This window comes from Flavobacterium sandaracinum, from assembly GCF_004349135.1.
GTDB lineage: Bacteria > Bacteroidota > Bacteroidia > Flavobacteriales > Flavobacteriaceae > Flavobacterium > Flavobacterium sandaracinum.
This window is the reverse complement of sequence record NZ_SMFN01000020.1, coordinates 47,655-65,696: the sequence shown is the minus strand read 5'-3', so window position 1 is coordinate 65,696 and position 18,042 is coordinate 47,655. Positions and strand designations below refer to the sequence as shown.

The 18,042-nt window shown below is 34.0% G+C and carries 16 protein-coding genes and 1 tRNA gene; 11 read left to right on the top strand and 6 right to left on the bottom strand.

Annotated features, from left to right (window positions below):
* From E0F91_RS18245 to aceB, 3 genes are all read right to left on the bottom strand, one after another.
* Nucleotides 1–255, bottom strand: a 255-nt coding sequence (locus E0F91_RS18245) for a helix-turn-helix domain-containing protein (RefSeq protein ID WP_132064941.1), incomplete at its 3' end; no start/stop codon positions are given.
* Nucleotides 256–340: 85 nt separating this feature from the next.
* A complete protein-coding gene (gene aceA / locus E0F91_RS14495; protein ID WP_132067170.1) occupies nt 341–1,621 on the bottom strand; it encodes an isocitrate lyase in 1,281 nt (426 codons plus the stop codon).
* 45 nt (nt 1,622–1,666) lie between these two features.
* Complete coding sequence (gene aceB / locus E0F91_RS14490) at nt 1,667–3,268, bottom strand: malate synthase A (RefSeq protein WP_132067169.1); 1,602 nt, start codon at nt 3,266–3,268, stop codon at nt 1,667–1,669.
* Nucleotides 3,269–3,429: 161 nt separating this feature from the next.
* Between aceB and E0F91_RS14485 the strand changes: the two genes are divergently transcribed.
* Nucleotides 3,430–4,911, top strand: a complete 1,482-nt coding sequence (locus tag E0F91_RS14485; protein WP_132067168.1) for a helix-turn-helix domain-containing protein — start codon at nt 3,430–3,432, stop codon at nt 4,909–4,911.
* Between the two features lie 78 nt (nt 4,912–4,989).
* Here the strand turns inward: E0F91_RS14485 and E0F91_RS14480 are convergent, their stop codons facing one another.
* Nucleotides 4,990–6,351, bottom strand: coding sequence for a hydroxymethylglutaryl-CoA synthase family protein (locus tag E0F91_RS14480; protein WP_132067167.1), 1,362 nt, complete (start codon nt 6,349–6,351; stop codon nt 4,990–4,992).
* Nucleotides 6,352–6,720: 369 nt separating this feature from the next.
* Between E0F91_RS14480 and E0F91_RS14475 the strand changes: the two genes are divergently transcribed.
* From E0F91_RS14475 to E0F91_RS14465, 3 genes are all read left to right on the top strand, one after another.
* Nucleotides 6,721–7,386 (top strand): succinate dehydrogenase cytochrome b subunit, encoded by a 666-nt coding sequence (locus E0F91_RS14475; protein WP_132067166.1) that lies wholly within the window; start codon nt 6,721–6,723, stop codon nt 7,384–7,386.
* A gap of 13 nt (nt 7,387–7,399) precedes the next feature.
* Complete coding sequence (locus E0F91_RS14470; protein WP_132067165.1) at nt 7,400–9,400, top strand: fumarate reductase/succinate dehydrogenase flavoprotein subunit; 2,001 nt, start codon at nt 7,400–7,402, stop codon at nt 9,398–9,400.
* A gap of 88 nt (nt 9,401–9,488) precedes the next feature.
* Nucleotides 9,489–10,235 (top strand): succinate dehydrogenase/fumarate reductase iron-sulfur subunit, encoded by a 747-nt coding sequence (locus tag E0F91_RS14465; RefSeq protein WP_091253757.1) that lies wholly within the window; start codon nt 9,489–9,491, stop codon nt 10,233–10,235.
* 120 nt (nt 10,236–10,355) lie between these two features.
* Here the strand turns inward: E0F91_RS14465 and E0F91_RS14460 are convergent, their stop codons facing one another.
* Nucleotides 10,356–10,919: a hypothetical protein gene (locus E0F91_RS14460; RefSeq protein ID WP_132067164.1), complete on the bottom strand. Its 564-nt coding sequence runs from the start codon at nt 10,917–10,919 to the stop codon at nt 10,356–10,358.
* 72 nt (nt 10,920–10,991) lie between these two features.
* On the opposite strand from E0F91_RS14460, the gene E0F91_RS14455 reads away from it, so the two are divergent.
* Nucleotides 10,992–11,762, top strand: a complete 771-nt coding sequence (locus E0F91_RS14455) for an amidohydrolase (RefSeq protein ID WP_132067163.1) — start codon at nt 10,992–10,994, stop codon at nt 11,760–11,762.
* On the opposite strand, the gene E0F91_RS14450 is transcribed toward E0F91_RS14455, so the two are convergent.
* On the bottom strand, nt 11,759–13,417 hold the full coding sequence (locus E0F91_RS14450) for an Ig-like domain-containing domain (protein WP_132067162.1): 1,659 nt from the start codon (nt 13,415–13,417) through the stop codon (nt 11,759–11,761). The two genes, E0F91_RS14455 and E0F91_RS14450, sit on opposite strands and share 4 nt — an antisense overlap.
* A 210-nt stretch (nt 13,418–13,627) precedes the next feature.
* Here E0F91_RS14450 and mce point away from each other — a divergent pair, with 210 nt between their 5' ends.
* The 6 genes from mce to E0F91_RS14420 all read left to right on the top strand — a co-directional run bounded on the left by mce (nt 13,628) and on the right by E0F91_RS14420 (nt 17,882).
* Nucleotides 13,628–14,029, top strand: a complete 402-nt coding sequence (gene mce, locus E0F91_RS14445) for a methylmalonyl-CoA epimerase (protein ID WP_132067161.1) — start codon at nt 13,628–13,630, stop codon at nt 14,027–14,029.
* 144 nt (nt 14,030–14,173) lie between these two features.
* Nucleotides 14,174–14,247, top strand: a tRNA-Ile gene (locus E0F91_RS14440).
* Between the two features lie 167 nt (nt 14,248–14,414).
* Nucleotides 14,415–15,140 carry a hypothetical protein gene (locus E0F91_RS14435; RefSeq protein ID WP_132067160.1) on the top strand — a complete coding sequence of 242 codons (726 nt, stop codon included), beginning with the start codon at nt 14,415–14,417 and terminating at the stop codon, nt 15,138–15,140.
* 92 nt (nt 15,141–15,232) lie between these two features.
* A complete protein-coding gene (locus E0F91_RS14430) occupies nt 15,233–15,520 on the top strand; it encodes a helix-turn-helix transcriptional regulator (protein ID WP_132067159.1) in 288 nt (95 codons plus the stop codon).
* 89 nt (nt 15,521–15,609) lie between these two features.
* Entirely contained in the window at nt 15,610–16,818 is a 1,209-nt protein-coding gene (locus E0F91_RS14425; protein WP_132067158.1) for a primase-helicase family protein, read from the top strand.
* 206 nt (nt 16,819–17,024) lie between these two features.
* Entirely contained in the window at nt 17,025–17,882 is an 858-nt protein-coding gene (locus tag E0F91_RS14420; RefSeq protein ID WP_132067157.1) for a toprim domain-containing protein, read from the top strand.
* Nucleotides 17,883–18,042: the final 160 nt, after the last annotated feature.

Below are 18,042 nucleotides of genomic sequence, written 5' to 3'. Positions count from 1 at the left end.
ACTATCCAATAATGACAAAGAATCTTTCTGAATTGATTGTAAAACATTGAATTTAAATGCATCACTATAACTACGGTTCTTCCTTGGTATTAATCCATCTTCACCATAATAATTGTATAATCTAACCCATTTCTTAATACTGGATCTATGAACCATCTTTTTATTAGCTACAGATACACAGGAATTGTGCTGTTTGATAACTAATTCTACACATTCAAGCTTAAATGTGTATTCATACTTGACTTTTCTTTCCATAAAAATGCCCCCAAATAGTGTCTAACTTTTTGGGGGCAGTGTAATTTCAAATGAGATCGTGCTTTTTTTTATAATAATTATGTCATTAGAACTGCGCCACTTCTGTAGAATCTTTCATAGCAGTTGTAGATGATTTTCCTATTGTCACTGTATTTTGTACTGCATCAAAATAAGAAGTTCCTACGAAACCTTGGTGTTTTACCGCTTTGAATCCGTGTTGTTGCAACGCAAATTCTCTTTCTTGCAATTCAGAATATCCTGCCATTCCTCTTTCTTTGTAGGCTTTAGATAATTCGAACATACTTGTATTTAATGCGTGGAATCCTGCCAATGTGATGAATTGGAATTTGTATCCCATTTCTGCCAAATCTTCTCTGAAGGTCTCCATCTCCGCAACTGATAATTTTGCAGCCCAGTTAAAAGAAGGAGAACAGTTGTAGGCTAACATTTTTCCTGGAAATTTAGCATGAATTCCTTCAGCAAATTGTCTTGCGTAATCCAGATCCGGATTGCTAGTTTCCATCCAGATTAAATCAGCATATGGCGCATAACTCAAACCTCTGTCAATACCTTGCTCTACACCACAATTTACATAGAAAAAGCCTTCTCCGGTTTTTTCTCCCGTGATGAATTTAGCATCTCTAGGGTCAATATCGCTAGTCAATAAGTTAGCAGCATCCGCATCGGTACGTGCAACTACAATGGTAGGTGTTCCCATAACGTCAGCTGCTAAACGAGCTGCAATTAGTTTGTTGATGGCTTCTTGTGTTGGAACCAATACTTTTCCGCCTAAGTGACCGCATTTTTTAGCAGAACTCAATTGGTCTTCAAAGTGAACCCCTGCAGCTCCAGCTTCAATCATCGCTTTCATCAATTCAAAAGCATTAAGGTTTCCTCCAAAACCAGCCTCTGCATCAGCAACAATAGGCACTAAGTAGTCTTTTTTGTCAGCTGTTCCGTTTACTACTTGTATTTGATCTGCACGTAAAAGCGCATTGTTGATTCGTTTTACTACCAATGGAACGCTGTTCGCAGGGTATAACGATTGGTCAGGATACATTTCGCCTGCTACATTTGCATCAGCAGCAACCTGCCATCCGCTCAAATAAATCGCGTCTAAACCTGCTTCCACTTCTTGAATGGCTTGATTTCCGGTAAGCGCGCCAAGTCCGGCTACAAAATCCTGAGAATTTAGTTTGCTCCATAATGTATTGGCTCCAATTCTGGCGACACTGTGCTCAATTTGATACGACCCTTGTAATTTTACTACTTCTTCGGCAGTGTATGGACGCTCAATACCATTCCATCTTGGGTTTGTAATCCAGTCGGTAACTAATTCTTGAATTCTTGTTTCTGTAGTTTTCATCTTTTTTTTTTTAGTTGCTTGTTTATAGGTTTTGTATTTGGTATTCTAAATGTATTTGTATCCAGGAAGAGTCAAAAATTCGATAAAATTATCGTTTACGACTAGAATGTCTAATAATTGTTCCGCCAGTCTGTATTTTTGTTTTTCATGATTGTCATCTCCAACGAGCTTTCTGATTTTTTCAAATTCTTCCATTGCTAAACGATGATAGTAATTTGTATTTAATACTTTTTTATTGTCCAAAACCACTTCGTTTTGCAGCCATTGCCACAATTGTGATCTTGAAATCTCAGCAGTAGCAGCATCTTCCATTAAATTGTGTAAGGCGGCAGCGCCTTGTCCGTTGAGCCATGAAGCGATATACAAAACAGAGATACTAATATTTTTTCGAACCCCTTCTTCAGTAATGGTTCCTTTTGGAGTTTCCAATAAATCACTTTCAGTAACGTGTACGTCTTCTCTTTTAACAGCAATTTGATTTTTTTCTGGCATGTATTTATCGAAAACTGTCATGGCAAGTGAAACTAAATCCGGATGTGCGACCCAAGTTCCGTCATGACCATTTTTCACTTCCCGTTCTTTGTCGGCGATTACTTTGTCGAAGGCTGTTTTGTTGGCTTCTTCGTTATTTTTAATCGGAATTTGCGCCGCCATTCCACCAATTGCATGAATATTTCGCTTGTGGCATCTTTGAATTACTAGTTGGGAATAGGCACTCATAAACGGTGCAGTCATGGTTACCTGATCTCTGTTTGGAACGGTGAAAGCCGGGTTTTTTCTAAGTTTTTTGATGTAAGAGAAAATATAATCCCATCTTCCGCAATTAAGCCCTACAATATGCTCTTTCAGTTCAAAAATGATTTCGTCCAACTGAAAACTAGCAGTTATTGTTTCTATTAGAACCGTTGCTTTGAATGTTCCGTTTTTTACGCCCAAGTATTCCTGTGTGAATTCGAAAACTTCATTCCACCATCTTGCTTCCAGATAGTGTTCCAGTTTTGGAATATAAAAATAGGGTGCTGTTTCATCTTCAATTAGCTTTTTATGATTGTGAAAAGCATACAAACCGAAGTCAATTAACGAACCTGAAGTTGTTTCTCCATTTGCTAAAAGATGTTTTTCTGGTAGATGCAATCCTCTTGGGCGAACAAGTAATACGGCGGTTTTGTTGTTTAGGCTGTATTTTTTATTTTTTATGGTGTCCTCTAATGTGATGGTTTTGTTTACAGCATCTTTAAGATTCTGTTGGCCGGTCATTAAGTTGCTCCAAGTTGGTGATGTGCTGTCTTCAAAATCAGCCATAAAAGTTTTTGCTCCTGAATTTAATGCGTTGATGACCATTTTTCGATCTACTGGTCCGGTTATTTCTACTCTTCGGTCTAATAAATCCTCAGGTGTTTTAGCGGCTTCCCAATTACTTTCTCGAATGCTTTTTGTTTCAAGTGGAAAAGTGGGTACTGCACCTGCATCGAATAATGCTTGTTGCTTCTTTCTTTCCTCCAAAAGCGCTAGTCTTTTTTCGTTAAAATTCTCATGAAGTAAAGACAAAAAAGTCATTGCTTCATCAGTTAAGATCTCTGGGAAACGTTCCGTGGTTTCTTCTGAAAAATTTAACAAATTTTCCGAATATACTTCTTTAAATTTCATTTTATGGCTTATTTAATTTAACACTAATTGACTTTTGATAGGAATATGTAATTATTCAACACTGCAATACTACAAAAAGTTTTTTATAAAACAAGCGAACGTACGCTAAAAGTTGAAAATAATTTTTTTGACGCAAATATTTTTTAATGTATCTTTGAAATATGAACATAGAAAAGGATTACATCAAGCTGATTTTTGGCCTAAAACTCAAGCAGGCGCGAACGAATAGGAATTTATCTTTATTTGGCTTAGCCAAAATTACAGACCTTTCAAAATCATATTTAAATGAAATTGAAAAAGGGAAGAAGTATCCTAAAACAGATAAAATCATTCTCTTAGCTGAAAAATTAGATATTTCCTATGATAATATGGTTTCATTGAAATTGGATAATAATCTGGCGCCCATCGGAGAAATCCTAAAATCGGGGATTCTAAAAGAGATACCTCTTGAAATTTTCGGGATTCAGGAAAACGATCTGATCGATATTATTGCTAATGCTCCCGCAAAAGTCAATGCCTTTATAAGTACGATTATTGAGATTGCGCAACATTATAATTTGACCCGAGAAAGTTTCTTTTTGGCTTCTTTACGTTCGTATCAAGAGGCGCACAATAACTACTTTGAAGATTTAGAGCAAAAGGTGTTGGAGTTCTCCAAAGCTTTTTATGTAAATATTGATACTAAAATTTCTGTTGAGGAGCTCACGGCAATATTGATTGAGGAATATGGATACACAATCCAAGAGCTTATTTTTTCTGAACAAGAACAGTTAGGGGACTTACGATCGATATTTGTGCCAAAAAGTAAGACGTTATTACTTTCACTAGATATTGATGAACCTCAAAAAGCATTTATTCTAGCCAAAGAAATTGCCTATAATTATCTAGAAATTACAGAGCGGTTGTATACCTTTAGTTGGATTAAATTTGATAATTTTGATCAGGTTTTAAATAATTTTTATGCCTCCTATTTTGCAGGGGCCTTACTTATACCTAGACAAAAATTGATTGATGAATTGAATATTTTTCTAGCAAAAACAGATCCAAAACCGCAAGAGATGATCGCGCTAATGAGCGGATTTAATGTTTCGCCAGAATCTTTTTACCAAAGATTAACCAATATTTTACCAAAAGATTTTCAATTAAAAAATCTCTTTTTTCTTAGATTGTCTCATAAAATTGGAGCTGATACGTACCAGATAAAAAAGGAATTGCACATCACGAATCAGCAGGAACCGCATGCGAATGAAATGAATGAGCATTATTGCCGCCGCTGGGTTTCTATTCGGACTATTGAAGAATCTTTGAAACAAAAGAAAAATCACTTCTTTGACGCTCAAATATCCAGTTATGAAAACAGTAAAAATGAGTACTTGGTCTTTTCATCTGCAACACCAGATCCGTTCAAGGTAGATTGTATTCGTAGTATTTCTGTTGGAATTTTGATCACACCAGCGGTTAAAAAGAAATTTAAATTTATGGAGAGCAATTCCATCAAGAAACAAGTGGTTGGAGTTACTTGTGAAACCTGTGCAGTTAAAAATTGTTTGGAAAGAGCTTCTCCACCAATTCAATTGGAGCAGAAAACACGCAATGAAAATACAGATTTGATTGTGCAGCAGTATATGGCGAAGTTTAGTTAGTTGGATGTTGTGTTAAAATAAGAAAGCGACGAAAAATTCCTAGTAGAATTTTCGTCGCTTTCTTATTTTAGGGTTTGATTATTCGGCCCACTTGTAATAACGTGCTCCTAATAAGTTAGGATTTTCAGTTTCAATATGATCCAGGGTCCATTCGCTTTTTGGAACTTGAACACTCATTTTTTGTTCCTTTTTATGGAGTTTTTCGTAAGCTTCAAAATCTATTTCAAAGCTTTTTTCTAGGGTTTCAAAAAGGTGTATGCTTGTCATCGCTGATTTCCAATTGGGTTGAATGGTTCCTTCAAATACTTTCGATTTAGAACCGCTTCCGTAGGCTAGGAATCCAAATGTGGTTCCAGAAATTTCTTTTTTTGTGTCGTAATGATGTGCTAAAGTGGACAGTAAACCCATAAAAATAGATCCGGTATAAAGATTTCCTATCAGTGATGAAGCAATTTCGGCAGGCATTAATTTTTCGGTAACAAACGTTTTGTAGGCATCAGATTTGCTCGTTTCTTTCAGTTTGTTTTGGTATTCAATAGCATCTTCGTTTCCTGAAATAGTTGTATTCGAGCCGTCTAAAGCATAAATTTCAGATAACATTCGGCGTCCTTGAAAAGCGTAAGGCAAATGCATAACAATGCTTTTCCAGGAATCGTAAACGGTTTCGGTGGTGTTTTTTAATTTTTTGAACGAAAAGTAAGCATCTCTAGTTCGATCCATATAACATTGATTCGAATATTGGCCGTCAAAAACGGGTTGGTCTTTGTGGATTTCAATTTCGCTTTCTAGATTTTCAAACCAAGCTTCGTTTGTTTCATTTCCTGTAATTGCTGTTTTCGAAATCGTTCGGTATGGTTTAAAAAAGTCAAAAACGCCTTTGGTGCTGGTGGCCCAATTGTTTTCGAAAGCTATAATCCTTGGATCTGAAGTTATCAGCATGGCCAAAGCGCCGGCGCCTTGCGTGTATTCACCGGTAGAGTTCAAATCGTATTTTGCAAAATCGGTAGCAACGACAATGGCTTTTTTGGTTGGATTCAAGGTTACAAAATCGATACAGTTTTGCATGGCATCCACTCCACCAATGCAGGCAAAAGTAAAATCGACCACATCGCATTCGGATAAGCTATTTTCTCCAAATTCTTCTTCCATCAATGCTACTAAAAACGAGCTGATTGGTTTTGAGCTGTCAATTGCGCTTTCTGTTCCCACATAAATGCGCGCTACGTCTTTAAGGTCAATTGCCTGATCTATAATTAATTTTGTCAAGGCATTAGCCCCAAAAACTACTGTGTCTTGATGGGTGTCCGGTAAAGTCATTTTGAGCAGTCCCAGTCCTTTTTCTAATTTTTCGGGATCAATATTTCTGGTTTTTGCCAAAGTTTTAATTGGTAAATGTATTTTTGCAACATCAAAAGTGATAGCGTCAATTCCTATTTTCATTCTTTAAATTTTAAAAGACAAAGTTAAAAGCATAGCTAGCTACAGCAAGTGATTTGGAGTCTTAAAATGGCAAGTCCTGTACTTTTTGTTGAATTGGAAATTTAGCACGATAAAAATTATTGAATTGCTATTTTTGGACTGTTTACAGCTCGCTTTTTCAGCAATATCGCGATGAGCTATTTAAGATTTTTTTCTTTTTTGTTTAATCGCTTTTCTGCCAATTTTAGGGTATATGTTAGATTTTTAAGGATTTCTTGGTGTTTTGTGTAAAACACTTTAAATTCATTATAAATAACAGCGAAAAGGTTGTAGTTACTGTCTAATTGCTTTATTTTTGTACAATTCTTTAAAATCAATTATTTAAATCTTATGGCAAAATCTGCATTATTGAAATCGTCAATAGCAAAAAAAGTAGCTATGGCACTTTCAGGCCTTTTTCTGATGTTGTTTCTAGCACAGCATTTTTTTATCAATATGACATCGGTTTTCAGTGCCGATACGTTTAATTCCATTTCCCACTTTATGGGAAATAATCCATTAGTTCAATTTGTTATACAGCCTATATTAATTGTAGGGGTAATATTTCACTTTATAATGGGTTTTGTATTGGAATATAAAAATAACAGTGCAAGACCAATTTCTTATGCTAAGAATAACGGAGCGGCTAATTCTTCTTGGGCTTCAAGAAATATGATCATTTCTGGATCAGTAGTTTTAGCGTTTTTATTAGTTCATTTTTATGATTTTTGGGTTCCCGAAATGGTTTACAAATATGTAGATGTTAGTCCATTGAATGAAACTAGATATTTTCATGAATTAGCTGAAAAATTCGAGAGTCCAATACGTACGGGATTGTATTCCTTATCATTCCTTTTGTTGTCATTGCACTTATGGCATGGATTCAGTTCTTCTTTTCAATCCGTTGGATTTAATAATAAGTATTCAAAATCATTAAAAGGTTTCGGATATGGTTTTGCAATCGTAATTCCTTTTGGATTCATTTTCATTGCATTATTTCATCATTTTAATCATTAATATTAAATTATAAATGGCATTAGATTCAAAAATTCCAGGAGGTTCAATTTCGGACAAATGGACAAATTATAAAGATCATATTAATTTAGTAAACCCTGCTAACAAACGTAATTTAGATATTATTGTAGTTGGTACAGGATTAGCTGGAGGTTCTGCAGCTGCAACATTAGCAGAGTTAGGATATAACGTAAAAGCATTTTGTTTTCAAGATTCACCACGTCGTGCGCACTCTATTGCTGCACAAGGGGGAATTAATGCTGCAAAGAATTATCAAGGAGATGGAGATTCAACTTTCCGTTTGTTTTATGATACAGTAAAAGGAGGCGATTATCGTGCGCGTGAAGCAAACGTACACCGTCTAGCTGAGGTTTCTACTAATATAATCGACCAGTGTGTGGCTCAAGGTGTTCCTTTTGCTCGTGAATATGGTGGATTATTAGATAACCGTTCTTTTGGAGGTACATTAGTTTCCAGAACTTTTTATGCTAAAGGACAAACAGGACAACAACTTTTATTAGGTGCTTATTCAGCAATGAATCGCCAAATAGGTCGTGGAAAAATAAAAATGCACAACCGTCACGAGATGCTAGACTTAGTAATCGTAAACGGAAAAGCGAGAGGAATTATAGCACGTAACTTGGTTACAGGAGAAATCGAAAGACACTCTGCGCATGCTGTAGTTATTGCTTCTGGAGGATACGGAAACGTATTTTTCTTGTCGACTAACGCAATGGGAAGTAACGTAACAGCAGCTTGGAAAATTCACAAAAGAGGAGCGTATTTTGCAAATCCTTGTTACACGCAAATTCACCCAACATGTATTCCAGTATCTGGAGATCATCAAGCAAAATTGACCTTGATGTCAGAATCTTTGCGTAATGACGGACGTATTTGGGTTCCTGCAAAATTAGAAGATGCAAAAGCGATTCGTGAAGGAAAATTAAAACCAACTCAAATTGCGGAAGCAGACAGAGATTATTATTTAGAAAGAAGATATCCAGCTTTTGGAAATTTAGTGCCTAGAGATATTGCTTCTCGTGCAGCTAAAGAAAGATGTGATGCCGGTTTTGGTGTTAATAAAACAGGAGAAGCGGTTTACCTTGATTTTGCTGCGGCAATCGAAAGATATGGAATAGATCAAGCTAGGTTAAAACATTTGGACGAGAATGATAACGCTTTGGTTGTTCAATTAGGAACTGAAGTTGTAGCTAATAAATACGGTAACTTATTCCAGATGTATGAGAAAATTGTAGATGAGAATCCATACGCAACGCCTATGATGATTTATCCTGCAGTGCATTATACTATGGGAGGAACTTGGGTTGATTATAACTTACAAACGACTATTCCAGGATGTTTCTCTATTGGAGAATCTAACTTCTCAGATCACGGGGCCAACAGACTAGGAGCTTCGGCGTTGATGCAAGGTTTGGCTGATGGTTATTTTGTATTGCCATACACTATTGGAGATTATTTGGCACCAGATATTAAAATGGGTACCATTTCTACTGATTCACCTGAGTTTGAGCAAGCAGAGAATAATGTAAAACAACAGATTGTAGCCTTGATGAATAATGGAGGTTCAAAACCAGCAGATTATTTCCATAAGAAATTAGGAAAAATCATGTGGGACAAAGTTGGAATGGCACGTAATGCTGAAGGTTTAACGGAAGCGCAAAATGAAATTGCAGCCATCAGAGAAGAATTTTACAAAGAAGTAAAAATTCCTGGAACAGCAGATAGTTTTAATCCAGAGTTGGCCAAAGCACTTCGTATTGCAGATTTCCTTGAATTAGGAGAGTTATTTGCTAAAGACGCGTTGCATAGAAACGAATCTTGTGGAGGACATTTCCGTGAAGAGTACCAAACACCAGAAGGAGAAGCACAACGTGATGACGAAAACTTTGCGTATGTTGCAGCATGGGAATACAAAGGAAGTCCTAGCGATGCAGTGTTGCACAAAGAGCAATTAGTGTTTGATAACGTGAAACTGGTTCAAAGAAGTTATAAATAATTTAGTCAAATGTCTAACGTCTTAAAGTCAAATGGCACCATGTCAATCGACTTTCGACTTTCGACTTTATGACTTTCAAACTAAAAATATGAAACTTACATTAAAAATATGGCGTCAGAAAAATGCCGCTGCAGAAGGTAAAATCGTAGAATATCCCATTGACGGAATTGAACCAGATATGTCTTTCCTTGAAATGCTTGACATTTTAAACGATGAGTTGATCGTTAAGGGAGAAGATACAGTTGCTTTTGATCATGACTGTCGTGAAGGAATTTGCGGAATGTGTTCGTTATACATCAATGGTGAAGCACATGGACCAGATCGTTTAGTTACGACTTGTCAGTTGCACATGCGTAAATTTAAAGATGGAGATACTATCTTTATTGAGCCATTTAGAGCAAAAGCTTTCCCAGTAATTAAAGATTTAGTAGTAGACAGAGGAGCATTTGACAGAATCCAGCAATCGGGTGGATTTGTGTCTGTAAACACATCTGGAAACACAATCGATGCCAATACAATTCCTATTCCTAAGCATGATGCAGATAGAGCTTTTGATGCTGCAACTTGTATTGGTTGTGGAGCTTGTGTTGCAAGTTGTAAAAACTCATCTGCTATGTTATTTGTTTCTGCAAAAGTGTCTCAATTTGCTTTATTGCCACAAGGTAAAGTTGAAGCAGCTGACCGTGTAATGAATATGGTTGCGCAAATGGATGCGGAAGGTTTTGGTAACTGTACCAATACTGGAGCTTGTGAAGTAGAATGTCCTAAAGGAATTTCTTTGGAGAACATTGCTAGAATGAATAGAGAATATCTATCTGCAAGTTTGAAAGGATAATCATTGGGTCGTAAAGCCCAAAGTCAAAGATCTAAAGATTAAATAATAATTTAAAAACGCATTCAATGTCAAAGTTGAATGCGTTTTTTTATGGTTAAAAGTTAGATTTCAGGATTGAGTTTAGTCTTTCCATCCCCAAGGTGCTGAAGGTGTTGCGACTGCTTTTGTAATGTCAAATTTCACAGTAAACAATCGGTCTGAACCGATGCGTCTTAGGTTATACGTGAAGGAGGTTTCGTCCAAAGTAATCCACCAGACATTTGCGGAAGCATTTGGAATTAAGTCGCAGGTTTCTTGATCTGCCGGAAAAAACTGAAGCGTTGATGAACCAGAATTTGAGGTTGTTCCGCCGTATTGAGTCACTTTATCTTCAGATCCATCTTCGTGACGGTGATCGTGTTTCAATTGAATACGATCATTTGTATAGGTTAATACCCAAGTTCTTGATTTATCGTCTCCTACAAAAAATGGAATCCGAATCGTGTTTTCATCACAATTGCGAACATGCATTACTAGTTTTTTATCTCGAAAAGTATCATTTGCAGCACCTTCTTTTACTTCACCTTCAAATGATTTGCCACATTGTTTTTGTAAGTTTTCCCAAAATTGTTTTGCTCCAGATTTTTCCTGGCCAAAAATCAAAACAGAAAACAATAGTGTGCTTGCTAATAAGATCTTTTTCATAAAGTTTTTTTGGCTAATATAATGAACTTATTGTATTGTGATATTCCTTATTTTTATAAAAAAAATATAACAATGCAAGTCAACCTGATCCAAGCTCCTTTAATTTGGGAAAATCCAAAGTCAAATCGCGATTATTTCGAGGCTAAAATAAATAAAATTGTTTCTGCTGTTGATTTAATTGTATTACCAGAAATGTTTACAAGCGGGTTTACGATGAATGCCACAGCTGTTGCTGAAACCATGCAGGGTCAAACGGTAAATTGGCTTCAAGCTTTGGCGAAAGCTAAAAACTGCGCCATCATGGGAAGTTTAGTTATAAAGGAAAATGAGAATTTTTACAATCGATTGGTATTTGTATTTCCATCAGGTGAAATCCAGTATTATGATAAAAGACATTTATTCACCTTGGCTGGCGAGGATAAGGTGTACACAAGTGGAAGCCAAAAAATAGTAATCGACTATTTGGGTTGGAAAATTTGTCCACTGATTTGTTATGATTTGCGATTTCCGGCTTTTTCCAGAAATTTAGAGGATTATGACTTATTGATTTATGTGGCAAGTTGGCCAAAAATTAGAACTAATGCTTGGGATGCTTTACTAAAAGCCCGTGCGATAGAAAATATGAGCTATGCTATTGGTGTCAACAGAATAGGAACTGATTCGAATGGTTACGAATACATTGGTCACTCACAAGCGGTCGATTTTCTTGGGAATTATGTCTTGGATCCAGAAGAATCTGAAGGTTCGTTTTTAGTAGTATTAGACAAAGAAAAAATGCTGGAAACCCGACAAAAATTAGGTTTTTTAAACGACAGAGACTCTTTTGAAATTAAGAATAGCTAGTTCTGATTTTTCTTATCGGTTTTCTTTCTAGGTTCGGGAGTGTAGGGAATGCTTAAATCAAAAATTTGATTCACATCCCAATTAGCACGAACATCGATATCCTTGGAAAAATAGATTACTTCCTCAGCCTGACGTTTTTCTAAATAGTTTCCAGCGTCCCATTCCTTGTTTTTATTAGTATCATAAATAGCGCGTAAGGTATAAAGTGCAGGGTCGATTAAATTAAATTCTACTGTGGTGTTTTTTTCAGTGTATTCACTCGCCAAAACATCACCTTTTATATTTGTCAGTTCTATCAGGACAGGAAATTCTTTTATGTTTTCTAATGCTACAGAGAGATTCCCGTAATCTGATGTGTTTGTAGTGTTTAGTTTATAAGTCAACGTATCATTCGATTTTTCGAAAAAATCAGTTAATGCTCCGGGAAGAATTGTAAAAGTGTAATTTTCTGAGGGTTCCTTTTTAAAGTCAAAATATAATTTTTGATTAAACTCATCGTATTCGGAGGTAAAAACCACTTCAGTTCTTGCATTGTTGATTAAATTTATTTTAGAATTTTCAACGCGGATTAATGGGGTTGAACTTTCTAATGTAAAACGCTCTCTGAATTTTATGGTGCTAGTTTGTATTGGGGAGATGCTTAAGGTGTCCTTTTTTTGGTCTTTTATTTTAAAGGTGAAATTGGTTTCGTACTTGTCTTTGGCAACAGCCAAATTAAGCGAATCAACTTTAATGGGTTTGTACCAGATTTGTAAGGAGTCCTTTTTTGGAAATTTAGTAATGATCGTAGACAAGAGATCATTATTGTTTTTTAATACTATTTTTGGACTTACAGCCGCAGAATTCACGTTTCCTTCGTATCCCACGAGCAGTCTGTTCCCGGAAGCTTGACTTGGTTTGAAAATTTTGAAAGGAAGGGTTTCTTTGAATAACTCTAACTCGTAAATGGTGTCGTTTGGGACGGTAATAAATTCCTTGCTAAACCCAATTTTATCTGTTTTTGGATTGTATTTGTTGTTGCTGTTATAGTCTTTCATGGCTACAAGAAGGTATTTTCCAGCTTTTAAATTATCAAAACGAAAAGTCTTTAGGCTATCTAACGTGTTGGTTACGTATCTGGGATTTTCATTATAAACAATTGAATCGTTAAAAGTGTCATTCACGTCATATAGCATTACCGAAACGAATGATTCTATTTCTTTATCATAAGCGCTTTTTACAATTCCATCAAGGCTCAAAGAGTCAATATAATCGCCGGTAGAAAATACATATTTGAATTGATTGAATGGATTTCCTTCATTATTGTCAGCGATACTTTGGCCAAAATTAAAGCTGTAAGTGGTATTTGCTTGTAAAGTATCTTTGATCTTTATGGTAATCGTTTTGCTTGCCGTTGTAGGTAAAATCAACGGTTCGTTTTTCATTGGTGGAGAAATGATCAATTGTTTGTTCAGATTTTTCAATTTGATATTCTCGTCAAATACCAACTTAATTTCGTTTCCTTTGAAGTTTTTGCTAAAATTTTCTGGATAACTTGCTTTTAAAACGGGTGCAATAGTGTCTTTTAAACCACCGGTTATTGAGCCTCGTTTTGCGCAACCAACAACAATAAAAAGTAACAATAGGAAGGCGTATCTTAAATTGTTTTTCAACATATCAAATCATAATTAGAATCTACAAAATAACAATTATAATTCATGCAATCGAAATTTTTTATAGAATTATTATGACCGAATTATTTGAGCTTACTTTTATAGAAAGCGTCACTTTTTTGTTTTTAATGATTAAATTTACGTCAAATAAATTTTGTTACGGCTTACTGGCTGCTTGAATTTAAAAATAACGTTGAATTGATAGTATAAATAATGAGAAAAATAGAACACATAGGGATTGCGGTTAAGGATTTAGAAGTGTCAAATTTAGTTTTTGAAAAACTTTTTGGTGCTCCTGCTTACAAATTTGAAGCAGTTGAAAGTGAAGGTGTGACCACCTCTTTCTTTATGAATGGGCCTAACAAAATTGAGCTTTTGGCAGCAACCACGCCCGAAAGTCCTATTGCTAAGTTTTTAGAAAAAAAAGGAGAAGGAATTCATCACATCGCTTTTGATGTAGAAGATATTACTTCAGAAATTACACGTTTAAAAAAAGAGGGTTTTGTGGTTTTAAATGAAGTTCCAAAGAAAGGCGCTGATAATAAATGGGTTGCCTTTTTACATCCCAAAAGTACTAATGGAGTGCTGATTGAATTGTGTCAAGAAATTAAATAATTTTATTTTAAATGGAATAAGGTAGTATTCTAATAGTCAGTTGGTTTGTGATTCAGTGGTGTTAATTAGTTAATTATCCTAAAATCTAATAAGGAAATATTTGGAGCAAAGAAAAAATAGTAGTAATATTGCAAACTCTAAACCGGTCCTATAGCTCAGCTGGTTAGAGCACCTGACTCATAATCAGGTGGTCCCTGGTTCGAGCCCAGGTGGGACCACTAGTAAAATCAAGCCTTTACAGCAATGTAGAGGCTTTTTTGTTTTCATCAGTACAATATATGTATAACAAATTGTTGACCTCGCAAAGATAGTAAACTTTTCATTCTGTTTCAATTAGCTATGTTTTTTTAGTATTTTTACTTTTCAATTAAAAATAATTAGCGTTATGATAAAAATAATTGAAAAATCTTTTTTCTTTCTTCATAGACAAATACAAAAGATAAATTCTTTATTAACTAAGAAAACGTCATATATTTTAGCCCCGCTATTACCTATTATTGTCGTTATCAATAGCGCTCTTCAATTATACAACGGTAATTTTATTTTATTCCATTTAATAATTCTAATTTTAGGAGTAGTTTTTTCATTTTTACTTACTGTTTCTTCCATATATTTTTTAAAAGGTGATAATATTTTTAATCGATATAATAGAGAAAAGTCAAATAGTAATTTATCTCAGTTCCAAAATACATCAAAGTCTTCAAATAATATATCTGAGAAAAAAGTAGCTGATTTAATTGAGGCTAATAGAGATGCAATAAATTACTATTATGTTGAATTCAAAAAGATTGAACTATTTAACGATGACACATTATTAAGTGACTTTCAAAGTTTGATTGCTAATTGCTTAAAAAAATCTAATAACAATTATTTTTTTGAATTAGAAATTAGTGCTCAGGAAACACACGGTTTTATCAATGAATTTATGATTCCTTTCTTGATAAAATTAGATTCAAGCAGTGTAATTCCTAAAAAATGTATAGCTTCTCTGCTACAATATAAGAAAGCAGGGAAATATATTCCTGTAAATGAAAAATCATTATCTGATAAAAATAGAATAACCGTTACCCTTTTTCAAAAAAAGGTATATGAAAGTGTTCAAAAAATGTAAATTCCCCGAATTATTATGTGACCAAGTCGCAATTCCACGTTTCATCTAGTTTCATTCCAATAGTTTAGCCTCATAATTCTAAAACAAAAATTATGAACCCACAAAAAATTATTGAACAGTTAAATGAAATTAAAATGATGATTACAAAAGGTAATCAGTTCCAAAAAGAGATTTTTACTATTAAAGATCTCATGAACTATACAGGCTTTTCAGATAGTACGATTCACAAATTATCTGCTAAAAAATTAATCCCTCATAACAAGCCAACCAACGGAGCTTTATTCTTCGATCGACTTGAGATAGTTGAATGGATTAGAAAGCACAAAGTCTATTCAGATGAGGAAGTTTTGTCTAAATTTTCCAAGCAGTTAAAAAAATAAAAGTGTTCAATTCCGCTAAATTGTAACGCTTTATTTTAATTCTAACTATGTTATATCCTCCAAAGATACAATAAAAAACATTGTACAAAATGAAAGAGAAATATTTACGAATAGGTACGTCCTATTTTAAGAAATCCCTGTACCCTTTATCTTCAGGTGATTTTGTGGAAATTTTAGTTATATGGTCTCCAGAACTTATAAGGCAAGATCATGGTAAAAATGTTCTTTCAGAAATTGAAAGATATGATGGTTTCATTTGTATTCCTGAGAACCGTCCTGAATTTTTTTTAAAAAGAATTCAGGACTATTACAATACTTATCATCAAATAAGTAAATCACCTTGTGAAGGAGATATTGAAAATACTCTTGGTTTTTTAGCTCATATTTTTGGAGAGCAATTGGAATTAGGAATTGATTATTTACAATTGATTTATTTAAGACCAACTCAAATTCTTCCAATTTTATGTTTAGTGAGTAAAGAACGTAATACTGGCAAGTCTACTTTCTTAAAATGGCTTAAAGAAATATTTGAATACAACCTCACTTTTCTGACCAATAGTGATTTCACCTCAAATTTTAACGCTGATTGGAGTTCCAAACTTTTAATTTGTATTGATGAAGTATTATTCAAGACAGATGAACTAACCGAGCGAATAAAGTACCTATCTACAGCCAACACTCATAAAACAGAAGCAAAAGGAAAAGATAAAAAAGAAGCATCATTTTTTGGAAAATTCGTTTTGTGTTCAAACAACGAAACCTCATTTATTAAAATTGACTCGGATGAAATTCGCTTTTGGGTAATAAAGGTTAATAAATTTCAAAAAGAAGATGTTGATATTTTACAAAAACTAATAGATGAAATTCCAGCATTTTTACATTTTTTAATCAATAGAAAACTATCTACTGAAAATCAATCACGAATGTGGTTTACTCCAGATCAGATTAAAACAAAAGCGTTGTTAAAATTGGTAAGGTATAATTCAAATCAAATTGAAAGAGAATTAGTTAATGTTTTATTGAATACAATGGAAAGTTTGGACATTGAAAATTTAGATTTTAGCTTCTCCGACTTATTAAACATTTTAAACAAGTTTAAGATTAGATATGATGCTGTTGAAATAAAAAATATTATACGCAAAAATTGGAAGCTAGAGCAAGCAAAAAATTCAAACCAGTATCAAAAAGTAAGCATCACTAACGACCTTGATTTTTATCAAAACGTAACAAAAGGTCGTTATTATTCGATCACTAGAGATTTTTTATCTGATTATAATGATGAATTGATGACAATATAGAATTTAGCCAACAACAGTAAGGCTTCTGTTTGTCATCACTTTGTCATCAAAAAATGAAATGATGATAAAAAATGATGACTGAATTTTAAAAGTGATGACATGATGACAAAATGACGACGTGTAAAACCACTGTTACTATTGGGCTGATGGTACTTTGTCATCAATTCATCATTTTTTTTATTTTTTAAACCCGCAAAAATACTGCAATGAATACAACACAAGCAAGAGAAATACCAATAGAAAAAGTTCTTCAAAATTTAGGATGTGAACCCACTAAATGTAATGAAACTGAAAGTTGGTACCTGTCTCCATTTAGGATTGAAAAAACAGCTTCATTTAAACTCAATAGAAAAATTAACAGATGGTTTGACCATGGGGAACAAGTTGGAGGAAACGTAATAGATTTTGTAATTCAAAAGTTTGGATTTAATGTTACAGAGGCTTTGACTTACTTAGAAAAATTTGACACTCTTTTTTCTTTTCAAAAGCAAATTTCTGAAGTCCCAATTAAAGAAAGTAACACTAATCAAATTGAAAAAATAATTCCAATTCAACATTTCGCTTTATTACAATATCTGGAGAGTAGACATATAAAATTTTATAAAAATATTGAACAGCTAAAAGAAGTACACTACATTATTAATGATAAAAAATACTTCGGGATTGGATTTCAAAATAATAGTCAAGGTTGGGAAATAAGATCCAAATATGCGAAGATTTGTTTGAAAAAGAAAGATATAACTTTGATTCGCAATGGTTCACAAATACTTAGGGTTTATGAAGGTTTTTTTGACTATTTGTCGTTTCAGCAAATTTGGAATAATCTACCAATGGAGGAATCAGATTCTTTGATTTTAAACTCTGTAGCATTAGTTGAAAAGAATACTTCCATTCTACAAAATTATAAAATAATCGAATTGTTTCTCGATAATGATGAAGCTGGAGACAAATACACTAAATTGATTTCAACTCAATTTCCAGGAGCTAAAGATGGTAGGATTACTTATTCAGAATGCAAAGATTTAAATGAATTTTTAGACAAAAAAACATGTCTAAAAGAATAGAAATCTCTAAGATATCGCAATCTAAATGTCTCTAAAAGAGTAGCAAGTAGGACAGGGGCGGAAAAACCCCTATCCTACTTGCTCTGCGAGGCCAAAGCCTTGAAAATAAGGCTTTCTTGAAGAATGAAGTTTATAAGATTTTATAATTTAAATATAATAA